At 73.5% G+C, this 11,376-nt stretch carries 10 protein-coding genes; 4 read left to right on the plus strand and 6 right to left on the minus strand.

Annotation, left to right across the window (positions count from 1 at the left end):
* Window positions 1–78 precede the first annotated feature (78 nt).
* A complete protein-coding gene (locus BLT76_RS11795; protein WP_090855775.1) occupies window positions 79–1,554 on the plus strand; it encodes an FAD-binding oxidoreductase in 1,476 nt (491 codons plus the stop codon).
* A gap of 24 nt (window positions 1,555–1,578) precedes the next feature.
* On the opposite strand, the gene BLT76_RS11800 is transcribed toward BLT76_RS11795, so the two are convergent.
* From BLT76_RS11800 to BLT76_RS11815, 4 genes are all read right to left on the minus strand, one after another.
* Window positions 1,579–5,463 (minus strand): family 78 glycoside hydrolase catalytic domain, encoded by a 3,885-nt coding sequence (locus BLT76_RS11800; RefSeq protein WP_090855779.1) that lies wholly within the window; start codon window positions 5,461–5,463, stop codon window positions 1,579–1,581.
* Between the two features lie 423 nt (window positions 5,464–5,886).
* Window positions 5,887–6,660 carry an SDR family NAD(P)-dependent oxidoreductase gene (locus BLT76_RS11805; RefSeq protein ID WP_090855782.1) on the minus strand — a complete coding sequence of 258 codons (774 nt, stop codon included), beginning with the start codon at window positions 6,658–6,660 and terminating at the stop codon, window positions 5,887–5,889.
* Complete coding sequence (locus BLT76_RS11810; RefSeq protein WP_090855785.1) at window positions 6,657–7,124, minus strand: nuclear transport factor 2 family protein; 468 nt, start codon at window positions 7,122–7,124, stop codon at window positions 6,657–6,659. The genes BLT76_RS11805 and BLT76_RS11810 overlap by 4 nt, the downstream gene beginning before the upstream one ends.
* 3 nt (window positions 7,125–7,127) lie before the next feature.
* Window positions 7,128–7,961: a TIGR03619 family F420-dependent LLM class oxidoreductase gene (locus BLT76_RS11815; protein WP_090855788.1), complete on the minus strand. Its 834-nt coding sequence runs from the start codon at window positions 7,959–7,961 to the stop codon at window positions 7,128–7,130.
* Between the two features lie 121 nt (window positions 7,962–8,082).
* On the opposite strand from BLT76_RS11815, the gene BLT76_RS11820 reads away from it, so the two are divergent.
* Window positions 8,083–8,766 (plus strand): IclR family transcriptional regulator, encoded by a 684-nt coding sequence (locus tag BLT76_RS11820; protein WP_090855792.1) that lies wholly within the window; start codon window positions 8,083–8,085, stop codon window positions 8,764–8,766.
* Here the strand turns inward: BLT76_RS11820 and BLT76_RS11825 are convergent.
* Together BLT76_RS11825 and BLT76_RS11830 are read right to left on the minus strand one after the other, a co-directional pair.
* Window positions 8,763–9,281: a hypothetical protein gene (locus BLT76_RS11825; protein ID WP_090855795.1), complete on the minus strand. Its 519-nt coding sequence runs from the start codon at window positions 9,279–9,281 to the stop codon at window positions 8,763–8,765. The two genes, BLT76_RS11820 and BLT76_RS11825, sit on opposite strands and share 4 nt — an antisense overlap.
* 26 nt (window positions 9,282–9,307) lie before the next feature.
* On the minus strand, window positions 9,308–10,099 hold the full coding sequence (locus BLT76_RS11830; RefSeq protein WP_090855798.1) for an SDR family NAD(P)-dependent oxidoreductase: 792 nt from the start codon (window positions 10,097–10,099) through the stop codon (window positions 9,308–9,310).
* A 100-nt stretch (window positions 10,100–10,199) separates the two neighbouring features.
* Between BLT76_RS11830 and BLT76_RS11835 the strand changes: the two genes are divergently transcribed.
* Window positions 10,200–10,793: a TetR/AcrR family transcriptional regulator gene (locus tag BLT76_RS11835; RefSeq protein WP_090855801.1), complete on the plus strand. Its 594-nt coding sequence runs from the start codon at window positions 10,200–10,202 to the stop codon at window positions 10,791–10,793.
* Window positions 10,794–10,802: 9 nt separating this feature from the next.
* Entirely contained in the window at window positions 10,803–11,375 is a 573-nt protein-coding gene (locus BLT76_RS11840; RefSeq protein WP_090855804.1) for a DinB family protein, read from the plus strand.
* The last annotated feature ends 1 nt before the right edge of the window (window position 11,376 follow it).

An 11,376-nucleotide genomic window follows, 5' to 3' on the forward strand; every position in this document is an offset into this window, starting at 1 on the left:
GGTCGGCTCACCGGGTTTCGACACGGTTGCTGCGCAACCCGCTCAACCACCGGTGGGGCGGGGTCGTAGCGTGGTCGGGTGACGAGCTGGACGCGACGGGGGCTGCTGACGGCCGGGGCGATCGGGACGCTGGCGGCGTGCACGAGCGGGGACGGCGCCGCGCCACCCGCCCCGACGCCGTCCTCGGCCGCGGCGGGCGGAAAGGTCCCGTGGGCGCGGCTCGAGCGGTCGGTCGACGGCTCGCTGGTCCGCCCGCGCGACCCGTCGTACGACGAGGTGCGGCTGCTGCAGAACCCGCGGTACGACGACCAGCGGTCGCTCGCCGTGCTCGCGGTCGCGTCGGCCGCCGACGTGGCGGCCGGGATCGGGTTCGCGCGCGACCACGACCTGCCGGTGGCGGTGCGGTCGGGCGGGCACAGCTATCCCGGATGGTCCGGGGGCGGGTCGCCGCGCGCGCTGGTCCTCGACTGCCGGGGGCTCGACCGGGTCGAGCTCGACGGCACAACCGCCACGATCGGCCCGGGGGCGCTGCTGGCCGACGTCTACGACACCCTCGGTGCCCGCGACCGGGCGATCGCGGGCGGCTCCTGCGCGACCGTCGGGTACGGCGGGCTCGCGCTCGGCGGTGGGGTCGGCGTGCTCACGCGGGCGATGGGACTCACCTGCGACGCGGTCACGTCGATGGAGGTCGTGACGGCCGACGGGCGGGTCCGCACCGCGAGCGCCGACGCGGAGCCCGACCTGTTCTGGGCGCTGCGCGGCTGCGGCGGCGGGCACCTCGGTGTCGTGACGTCCTTCGAGGTCGCCACGGCCGAGGCGCCGACGGTCGGGACGGCGTACCTGGAGTGGTCCTTCGACGCGGCCGCGACGGTGGTCGCCGCCTGGCAGGAGTGGGCGCCGACGGCCGACGCGCGGCTCTGGTCGACGCTGAAGGCGCTGGGTGGGCAGCAGCATCCCGACGGGCCGACGCTGCTGCTGTCGGCGACCTGGACCGGACCGACCGGCGACCTCGACCGGCAGCTGGCGGGGCTGCTCGACGACGTCCCGGCCCCCACGGTCCGCACCACCCACGCGCGCGGCTACCGCGAGCAGATGGCCGCCTTCGGCGGGACGGGGGAGCGGGAGGCGTTCGCGGCCACCTCGCACGTCGCCTACGACCCGCTCGACGATCGCGGGATCGCGGACCTGCTCGACCGGGTGCGCGCCGCCCAGGACGCGGGGCTGAAGGAGGCCGGCTTCTCGATCGACGCGCTGGGCGGGCGGGTCGGCGACCTGGCCCCGGGAGACACGGCGTTCGTGCACCGCGAGGCGCTGGCGACGGTGCAGTACACCGCGACGTTCCCGCCGGGAGACGCGAAGGCCGCGGACGGCTACGTCCGCGGCCTCCGGGCGGCGATGGTCCCGCACTGGGGCGAGCACGCCTACGTGAACTACGCCGACGCGAGCATCGACGACTACCGCTCGGCCTACTACGGCGCGAACGCCGAGCGGCTGGGGCGGGTGTCGACGTCGTACGACGCCGACGGCTTCTTCTCCCAGCCCCAGCCGCTCTGAGCTGCTCCTGGCCGTGCGTGACCGCTATCGCTTGACCGTGACCGTCCCGGTGCGGGTCGTGGTCAGCGCGGTGTAGCGGGTGTCGCCGGCGTAGCGGACCTTGATCGCCCAGGAGCCGCGCGGCAGCCGGGCGACCCGGACCACCGCGACGCCGTTCCGGGCCCTGCCGGTCACGGCGACGGTGCGGCCGCCCTTGACCAGCAGCACGCGGACCTTGCCGCTGGCCTTCTTGGCGCCGGCGGCGGTACCGGTGGTCGAGGCCAGGCCGACCCGGATCCGACCGGCGGTGCGTACGCCGGGCTTCTTCACGACCGCGGTCCGGGCCCGGACCTTGGCCTTCGTGACCCGCAGCGTGCCGCTCGCGGCGGACCCGCCGAGGCGGTCCCCCCCGGAGTAGGCGGCCTGCAGGGTGCGGGTGCCGGGCGCCAGCGTGGCGGGGGCGGTGAACCGCGCCTGCCCACCGGAGACGGCGGCCTTCTGAGCGGCCCCCAGGCCGGTCATGGTGACCGTGCCGTCGGTGACCGGCCGGCCGTCCGCGGCGGTGACGTCGACGACGATCTCCCCGCGGACGCCGTACACCTGGGTGGCGCCGGTGATGGTCACTGCGGAGGCCCACGACGGGGCCTGGCCGCCGGAGCCGAACGAGTGCCGACCCGCGCCGACCTCGAACTGCGTGTAGCCGTCGACCTCGCTCGGCACGACCTTCGCGTCCCGCGGGCCGTAGGCCGCGGTGCCGTCCGCGGCGTTGGGCACCCGCACCGTCGCGACGGTGTTGCCGGGGATCGTGACGTCGAGCGTCAGCTCGGCGCCGGTGCGCTTCCACGCCGTGGCGATCGGACCCCGGACGGAGTCGTACGACGTGCTGGCGCTGTCGACCCCGGTGACCAGGGACGGCTCGACCAGGACGTGGTCCCAGGCGACCGAGCCGGGCGCCTGCTGCAGACCCGCGAGGTGGCCGTTCAGCCAGCCGGACAGCATGCCCATCATGTAGTGGTTCTGCGAGCCGGTGCTCGTCATGCCCGACCAGTGCTCGGGCAGGGACGTGGCGCCCTGGCCCAGGAACTTGGCGTAGCTGTTGCCGGTCGGCCGGGTCGCCAGGGCGTGGACCAGGTCGTCCTGGCCCTCCTCGGCGAGCACCCGCAGCAGGGCGTAGAGGCCCACCTCGCCGACCATGAACTGGTTGCCGTTGGCCGTGATGCGGGCCAGCAGCGCGTCGACCGCCTCCTGGCGGCGCTCGGCGGGGACGAGGTCCTCGTCGAGGGCGAGGGCCTGCGCGGCCTGGCTGCCGACGCTGTAGACCTTCGTCGTCGGGTTGTAGTAGGTCGCGTCGAACGCCGTGGCGATCCGGTCGGCCTTCTGGGCGTAGGTCCGCGCCTGGGCGGGCTTGCCGAGCACGGTGGCGATGTCGGCCATGGTGCGCACGATCTTGTGCCAGGCGTAGGTCTGGACGAAGGCGTCCGGGACCTTGTTGGCCGCCTCCTCCGGGGTGGCCCAGTCGTTCAGGCCGCCGGGCAGGATGAAGCCGGTCGCCTGCGAGGAGAGGAACTCGTCGTACGCGACCATGTTCGGCCAGTAGCGCTCCATCGGGTCGCGGTCGCCGTACTCCTCGTAGACCTGCCAGGCCGAGACCGACATGGTGGCGCCCCAGTTGGCGTCGTGGCGGAACGCGCCGGCGAAGAGCGAGTCCTCGGGAGCCGTCGTCGGGATCAGGCCGTTGGCGGTCTGGGAGTCGGCGACGTCCTGCAGCATCTTGCGGTACTGCGCCTGCATGTCGTAGCCGCGGGCCACGGTGTCGAAGTTGAGGTTGGTCTGGTCGAGCCAGCCCAGCTTCTCGCGGTGCGGGCAGTCGGTGAGGATCGAGTACATGTTGCTCTGCACCGACCGGTCGATGATCGTGTTGATCTTGCCGAGCGTCTCGTGGGAGGTCTCGAAGCCGCCGACGGCCTCGTTCGAGGTGCGCAGCACCAGGCCCTTCAGGGTCTCGGCGGTGGGCGCCGACGGCAGACCGCTGACCTGGAGCCAGCGCATGCCGTGGTAGCGGAAGCGCGGCGTGAAGGTCTCGGTGCCCTCACCGGCGAGGGTGAAGGTGTCGTAGGCGTTCTTGCCCGAGCTGTCCTGGTTGACCCCGGTGGGGTTGCCGTCGGCGTCGCGGTTGAGCCGCTCGCCCGGGCGCATCGTGATCGCGGTGCCCGCGGGCCCGGACACGTTCAGCTGCTGCCAGCCGGCGAAGTTCACCCCGAAGTCGAACAGGTAGTCGCCGTTGGCGAGCTGGGACCAGGTGGTATCGAGCTCGTCGACCTGGCGGATCGGGGGCTGCACGCGCCCGACCAGGCGGGTCGTGGCCTTGGGCGCCTGCGAGGCCACCGGCGTCGCCCACGAGCTGCGGTCGGTGCCGGCCTCGTCCCAGCCGTCCAGGTGCCGGCGGGCGTCGACGTCCTCGCCGCCGTACCAGTTGGTGAAGGTGACCTCGCCGAGCGTGGTGCGCCACGGGGTGCCGTTGCCGGCGCCGGTCGCGACGGTGGTGACGTTGCCGGCCTTGTCGGTCAGCTCCAGCTGGCCCAGCACCCGCGGGGCACCGTGGCCGCTGGCGGTCTTCACGTAGCGGGCGGTGCCGCCGACCGGCGTCGGCTCGTTGAAGACGTTGAAGATGCCGTTGCCGACCTCGACGCCGAGGCTGTTGGCGCCGTCGGCGAGGAGATCCGTGACGTCGTACGTCGCGTAGGGGACCCGCTTGGCGTGGAAGGTGTTGGCCGGCTCCAGGAGGTCCTCGGAGACGGGCTTGCCGTTGATGCTGGCGTTGTAGACGCCGAGTCCGGTGACGTAGAGGCGCGCGGAGGCGACGTCGTCGGCCTCGAAGTCGGTCGCGAAGACCGGCAGCGCGTCGGGCGCCTCGTGCGTGGTCGAGATGGCCGGCAGCTTGGTCGCCTTGGCGCGCTCGGTGAAGGTCGTGCCGTCGGTGGAGGTGGAGATCGCGATGTCGCGGGGGAAGTTCGGCGTCGTGCCGTACTGGCCCGGGCTGTCCCACATCGAGTAGAGCTCGACCGTGTCGAAGGTCCGCGCCTCGGGGAGCTTGATCGTCAGGACGATCGGCTTGTCCTTGACGTCGGTCTCGGGGTGGTAGGTGCTGCGGTAGCCGCGCGGGGCGGTGGCGGTCGTGAGCTTGCCGTCCACGACGAACGACGGGTTCCACACGCCGGTCTGGCTCTTGTTCTCGGAGGCGGTGACGGTCGCGCCGGTCACCACGTTGGCCGGGTCGTCGCCGTTGCGCAGCACGACCTCGCCGAGCTCGAGGCGCGGACGCCAGCCCGGGTCGTCGAGCGGCTCGCCGGGCCGACCGAGGTCGGTGACCGTGAGCCGGACCCACTGGGCGGTCTGCGGCGCGGTGAACGTGACGTCCTGATGCAGCGGCTCGACCCACTCGGGGTTGGTGATCCAGTCCGCCTGCCAGTCGGCGGGGCTCAGCAGGCCGATCTCGAAGCGCCCGGGATCGCTCCAGTCACTGACCCGGTTGGCGGCGTCCCACACCCGGACCTGCCAGACCGCGCGGTCGCGCGAGTCGAGCGCCCGGCCGGCGTACGTCGTCTGCAGCGTCGAGCCGACGACCTTGCCGGTGTCCCAGAGGTCCGGGGTCGACAGCTTCTCGGCGCTGGACGCGACGCGGACCTGGTAGGCCTGCTGGTTGAGGAGCCCGGTGCCGGGGCGCCACTGCAGGGTGGGGGTGGTGTCGTCGATGCCCAGCGGGTCGACGAGTCCGCCGACCTTCAGGTCGACGGAGGCGGGGGCCGAGGTCGGGGCCGCGACGGCGGCGAGGGCGGGTGCCGGCGACCAGGCCGGGGCGGTGGTCACGCCGAGGACGGCGATGGCGGCCGTCGCGAGGGCGCGGCGGTACGTGGGATGGGGGGACGCCACTGAGGGTTCCTTCCGAGTGATGAAACGATTCAGGATGCGCGCGCCCAGGAAAGGTATGACGTCCGTCACTGGGTGTCAACGGTCACAGCGGAAGTCGGCCGAAGTTACTGAGGAGTTGTCTTAGCGGCCGCCGATGGAGCCGCGGTCCAGGTCTCGATACGCCGGGCGCGACTTCGTTCCTCAGTCGCGCCCCGCTACTCGACCACCGATGACGTGGACTGAGGTCGTGCCTCGCTCGGTCCGGGTCTCGATACGCCGGGCGCGACTTCGTTCCTCAGTCGCGCCCCGCTACTCGACCACCGATGACGTGGACTGAGGTCGTGCCTCGCTCGGTCCGGGTCTCGATACGCCGGGCGCGACTTCGTTCCTCAGTCGCGCCCCGCTACTCGACCACCGATGACCTGGACTGAGCTCGTGCCTCGCTCAGTCCAGGTCGGGCGCCCAGGCGGCGCCGTTGATGTGGCTGCCCCCGTCGACGAAGAGGGTGTTGCCGGTCAGGTAGCGGCTGCCCTCGCTGGCCAGGAAGACCGCGACGGGGGCGATGTCGTCGTACGCGTCGCCCATCCGGCCCATCGGGTTGGCCGCGTCCGCGAGCGCCTCGAGGTCGGGGTACTCGCTGATCGCGCGGAAGAAGGCCTGGCTCTTCGCGGCCGGGCAGATGGCGTTGACCGTGATGCCGGTGGCCGCCCACTCCCGGGCGGCCGTCCGGGTCAGGGTGCGCAGCGCCTCCTTGGCGGCGTTGTACTCGAGCGAGCCCATGTGGGCGTTGACCCCGTTGAGGCTGCACAGGTTGACCACGCGGCCCCAGCCGCGCTCCTTCATGTGCGGCAGCGCCGCGGTCATCGCCCAGAACGGGCCGAAGTAGCCGACCGCCATCCCGTGCTGCAGCTGCTCGTCGGTCTTCTTCTCGAGTCGGCCGATCGCGCCCCCGCCCCAGGCGTTGTTGACCACCACGTCGATCGCGCCGTACGTCGCCACCGCCGCCGCGACGGCCGCGTCGACCTGATCGCGCTGTGAAACGTCACAACGGACGAACGTTCCGTCGACCGACTCGGCCGCCGCGCGACCCGCCTCCTCGTCGTACTCGGCCACGACGACACGGGCTCCCTCCGCGGCGAAGCGGCGCACGATGCCCTCGCCGATCCCGGCACCGCCGCCGGTCACCAGGGCGACCCGGCCCTCGAGCTGGCCGCTCATCGGGCACCGGCCAGGAGCTCGCGGGCCTCGGCGGAGCCGTCCAGGGCCCGGGTGGTGCGGTGCACCACCCGCCAGCCCTCCGTGAGCCGTCGGAGCCGGAAGTGGTTGGCGCCGGCCCGGCGGACGTTGAACGCGCCCTCGCGGTGGCGGACCAGCAGCGACTCGCAGACGGCCACGGCGTCGTCGCCGTCCAGGGTCACGTGCGCGGGGCCGAGGAAGTGTGCGCAGCCGCCGGCGATCAGGTGCTGGTGGCCGTCGGAGAGGACCATCGCGTGCACGTCGGCGCGACTGCGCATGTGCCAGCCCTCGACGTCGTACTCGCCGTCCTCGGCCCAGATCCCGGCGACCTCGTCGGCCGAGCCGGCGTCGACCAGCGGGCCGTACGACGCCACCAGCCGAGTGATCGCCAGCTCGTCCTCGACCCGCTGGAGGCGTGCCTCGAGGGCCGCCAGTCGTTCTTCCATGCCTCAGTCTCCGATCTCGTCGGCCAGGTCGCGGAGCGCGCCCAGCTGGTCGCAGCAGTGGTCGGCCGAGTCGGCTCGGACCGCGCAGGATGCGACCGTCGCGCCGACGTCGCGCAGCGCGATGAGCCGGCGCCGGGCGCGGTCGGGGTCGCCGAGCGGGTCGAGCGGGCGGCCCGGTCCGAGCACCACCTCGAAGTCCGGGGGCAGCTCGACGCGGGCCAGCAGTGCGCCGAGCTCGTCGGAAGGGAGGCCGAAGGGCATCCACCCGTTACCCAGCTCCACGGCCCGCCGCAGCGAGCGCGCCGTACGGCCCCCGACCCAGACGGGGACGTGCGTGGACGTGGCGTGCGGCTCGATCACCAGACCGTCGACCTCGGGTCGGCCCCACGCCGCACGCAGGGAGCGGAGGGTGTCGTCGGCGCGCCGGCCGCGGTCGTCCCAGGCCGCGTCGAGCAGCGCGAACTCCTGCTCCAGGGACCCGACCCCGACGCCGAGGACGACCCGCCCGCCGCTGAGCCGGTCGAGGGTGCCGTAGCGCTTCGCGAGGGCGAGCGGGTGGTGGTAGCCGAGCACCAGGACCGACGTGGCCAGCCGGATCCGGGTGGTGCGGGCGGCGAGGAAGGACAGCGTCGCGAGCGGGTCCCAGTACGTCGCACCGCGGGTCGCCGCCGTCTCGACGGGCACGGCGACGTGCTCGGAGCAGGTGAGGTGGTCGAGGCCGAGCGCGTCGGCGACCGCGGCGACGCGCGCGAGGTCCTCGACCGTCGCCCGCTCCTCCCAGTCCGAGCGGTGCCCGGGGAGCTGGACCACCACGGGGGTGGACAGGCCGATGCGCACCTGTTCCTTCTATGCCCCGCGTGTCTGGCGATTTCCTGGCGTCCCGGTCATCGGGAGCGCTACTGTGCGGCAAAACTAGAATTCGTTCCAGTTTTGGGACGGACGGGTGAGGGAGGGTCGGATGACTGCGACTGCGGTACCGGACGAGATGCTGCCGACGATGCTGGGGCGCGCGACGCTGATCCTCGACGCGTTCGAGGAGCCGGAGCGCCGGCTCACCCTGGGGCAGGTCGCGGTGCACACCGGACTGCCGCGCTCGACCGCGCACCGGATCCTCGACCAGCTGGTCGGTCTCGACTGGCTCGCCCACACCGACCGCGGCTACGTCCTGGGCCGGCGGGGCCGGACCTGGGGCCGCCCCGGCCAGACCCGCGTCGACCTGCAGGAGGTGGCCGCCCCCGAGCTCGCCCGCCTCGCGACCTGCGGTGGAGTCGTGCACCTCGGCCTCCTCGACGGCGCCGACGTGGTGCTGCTCGACGGCCGCGGCGACGGCGCCGGGCGGGTCGGCAGCCGCCGTCGCGCCGAGCGCTCGGCGCTGGGCCGGGCCGCGCTCGCCACTCTCACGCCCGAGGAGGTCGACGACCGCGTCGGCGGCGTCGACCTCGCCCGCCTGTACGCCGACCTGCACCGCGCCCGTCGTACCCAGCTGGTCCGCGGGGAGCTCGGTGGCGGCCTGGTCGCTATCGCCTCGCCCGTCGCCTCGGGGGCGGCCCTGGAGCTCGTCGTCCCCGCCGGCCGCGCCGATCGGCTCGGCCCGCTCGCCCGGGCCGCGGCCTGCCGGGTGCGCGAGGCGCTCGGCGCCTAGCTGCTGCCGTCGTACGACGCGTCGCGGCGCAGTCCGACGCTCCCGGCGACCGTGAGGACGACGAGCGCGGCGACGGTGACGACGAAGCCGGCGGAGAGCCGGGTGCCCGCGTCCTCGGCGAACGTCTCGCGTCGGATCGCGAGGGTCCACGACGTCCAGACGACGATGCCCACGACGAGGGCCGATCCGCTGAACGCCGCGGTGATCCGGGCCGCGAGCGCGACCGACGCGCGGCGGATCGCCGTACCGAGGCCGGCGGCGACGCAGATCGCGAGCAGCAGCCAGAGGAGCGGGGAGCGCTGGGTCCGGTAGCCGATCAGGGTCGTGGTCCCGCTGCCGTCGTCCGGCAGCTGCCAGAAGCCGTTCACGACCCGGGTGGCGCCGTCGACGGCGTACCAGGGCTGGTCGAGGAAGGCGTAGGTGCTCGCGGCGGAGCCGAGCAGCAGGAGCGCCAGGACCCCACGGCGCAGGGCGGGGCGAACGGTGGTCCGGACCGGCGGCGGCGCAAGACTCATGGCGGGAGCCTAGGAGCACCGTCGTCTCAGTGGTCGAGGTTCATCAGCTTCCGCATCATCCGGTGCGCGCCGAGGACGACCGCTGCGCGGTCGGGGTCGTTGCGGTGGGCCACGCCGGCGTCGTTGCCGCCGGCGACGTGGACCGGGCCGTGGGGGAGACGCTCGAGGCCCTCCCGGGCCACGTCGTCGGGCTCGGCGACGAGCATGCCGGGGACGTCGAAGTTGAGCCCCACCCGCTCCATCGCGGGCGTGCGGGTGACGCCGAGGACCAGCTCGAGCACGTCCACGCCGTGCTCGCGCAGCTCCAGCCACAGGCTCTCGGCGAAGATCCGGCTGAACGCCTTCACTCCGCCGTAGACGGTGTGCCGCGTCGACCCGAGGTAGCCGGCCATCGACCCGACCAGCAGGATCCCGCCCCGCCCGCGCGTCCGCATGGGTCCGGCGTAGTGGTGGACCAGACCGAGCGGCGTGGTGACGTTGAGGTCGATCACCTGCTGGAACGCGGCGAGGTCGCCGTCGACGAACTCCTCGCTGTGCGTGTTGGCGCCCGCGTTGAGGACCAGCAGGCCGACCTCCAGGTCGGCGGTCGCCTCCGCGACCCGTCGTACGGCGTCGGCCGCGCTGAGGTCGAGCGCCAGCGTGCGGACCTCCACCCCGAGCGAGCGGCACTCGGCCGCGGTCGCCTCGAGCGGCTCGGGCCGGCGGGCCAGCAGGACCAGGTGGATCCCGGCCTCGGCCAGCTGCCGGGCGAACGACGCCCCGACGCCCTCCGAGCCGCCCGCCACCACCGCCCACGGGCCGCATCGCGTCAGGTCCATGGGGCGCAGCCAACACCGGCCCCGCAGCCGCTCCGGGCGTCGGTCCCGGTGACCGGTACGACCCGGCGGCGACCCGGACGGCCCGCGGTGACGATGAGCCATGGCCCGCCTCGGAGAGACCCGCGCACCGGCCCAGCCGGCGACCGGGGACCAGGTGGAGCGGCGGGAGCGGATCCGCCGTGCGGCCTCGCGGCTGGTCGCCGAGCGGGGTCTCGAACAGGTCCAGATGCAGGAGATCGCCCAGGAGTCGGGGGTAGCGCTGGGCACCCTCTACCGCTACTACCCGTCCAAGCACCTGCTGCTCGCCGGGGTGATGGAGGGCCAGATCGCCGCGATCGGCCGGGTGATCCCCGAAGGGCCGACGCTGGACCCGGTCGCCGAGGTCTCGGAGCTGCTGGTGCGCGCGGCGCGCGGGCTGATGGCCCGTCCGCTGCTGGCCCGCGCCATGGTCACCTCGATCAACATCGTCCGCTCGGCGTCGGGGCCCCAGAACGACACGTCCTTCCGCGACCTGGTGCTGCGCAGTGCGGGGATCGTCGAGCCCACCGACGACGACCAGGACCTCGCACGCCTCGTCGAGCAGTGCGCGTACGGCGTCCTGACCTGGGCGGTCGCCGGCGAGATCAGCCTCGAGGAGGCGGAGGCCAGCCTGCGCCGGGCCTGCCGGCTGCTGCTCACCGCGGACTGGGGGTAGGGGAGTCGCATGAGCGATCCGAAGGCCACCCTGGTCGAGTACCTCCAGTCCGCGCGCGACGCGATCGTCTGGAAGGTCGAGGGCCTCTCCGAGTACGACGCCCGCCGCCCCCTGACGCCGACCGGCACCAACCTGCTCGGCCTGGTGAAGCACCTGGCCAGCGTGGAGCTGGGCTACTTCGGCGACACCTTCGGCCGGCCCAGCGGCATCGCGCTGCCCTGGCACGACGACGCCGCGGACCCCCACGACGATCTCGTTCTCACGGTCGACGAGACCCGGGAGTGGGTCCTGGGCCTCTACCGGACCTCCTGGGAGCACGCGGCGCGGACCTTCGCCGAGCTCGACCTGGACGCCGAGGGTCGGGTGCCGTGGTGGCCGGGCGACCGCGGCCGGGTCACCCTCCACCAGGTCCTGGTGCACATGCTCTCGGAGACCAGCCGGCACGCGGGCCACGCCGACATCCTGCGCGAGTCGGTCGACGGCGCGGTCGGCCGGCGACCGCAGGACGCCAACATCGACGACGGGTACGACTGGGTCGCCCACCACGCCCGGGTCGACGCCGCCGCACGGCACTTCTCTTAAA

The organism is Nocardioides lianchengensis (assembly GCF_900101465.1).
Taxonomy (GTDB): Bacteria; Actinomycetota; Actinomycetes; order Propionibacteriales; family Nocardioidaceae; genus Nocardioides; species Nocardioides lianchengensis.

What these genes read in the sequence shown, in the direction of transcription:
- BLT76_RS11805 (WP_090855782.1), bottom strand. Translation starts at nt 6,660, where the DNA reads ATGAGCGGCCAGCTCGAGGGCCGGGTCGCCCTGGTGACCGGCGGCGGT.
- BLT76_RS11810 (WP_090855785.1), bottom strand. Translation starts at nt 7,124, where the DNA reads ATGGAAGAACGACTGGCGGCCCTCGAGGCACGCCTCCAGCGGGTCGAG.
- BLT76_RS11820 (WP_090855792.1), top strand. Translation starts at nt 8,083, where the DNA reads ATGACTGCGACTGCGGTACCGGACGAGATGCTGCCGACGATGCTGGGG.
- BLT76_RS11825 (WP_090855795.1), bottom strand. Translation starts at nt 9,281, where the DNA reads ATGAGTCTTGCGCCGCCGCCGGTCCGGACCACCGTTCGCCCCGCCCTG.
- BLT76_RS11830 (WP_090855798.1), bottom strand. Translation starts at nt 10,099, where the DNA reads ATGGACCTGACGCGATGCGGCCCGTGGGCGGTGGTGGCGGGCGGCTCG.
- BLT76_RS11835 (WP_090855801.1), top strand. Translation starts at nt 10,200, where the DNA reads ATGGCCCGCCTCGGAGAGACCCGCGCACCGGCCCAGCCGGCGACCGGG.
- BLT76_RS11840 (WP_090855804.1), top strand. Translation starts at nt 10,803, where the DNA reads ATGAGCGATCCGAAGGCCACCCTGGTCGAGTACCTCCAGTCCGCGCGC.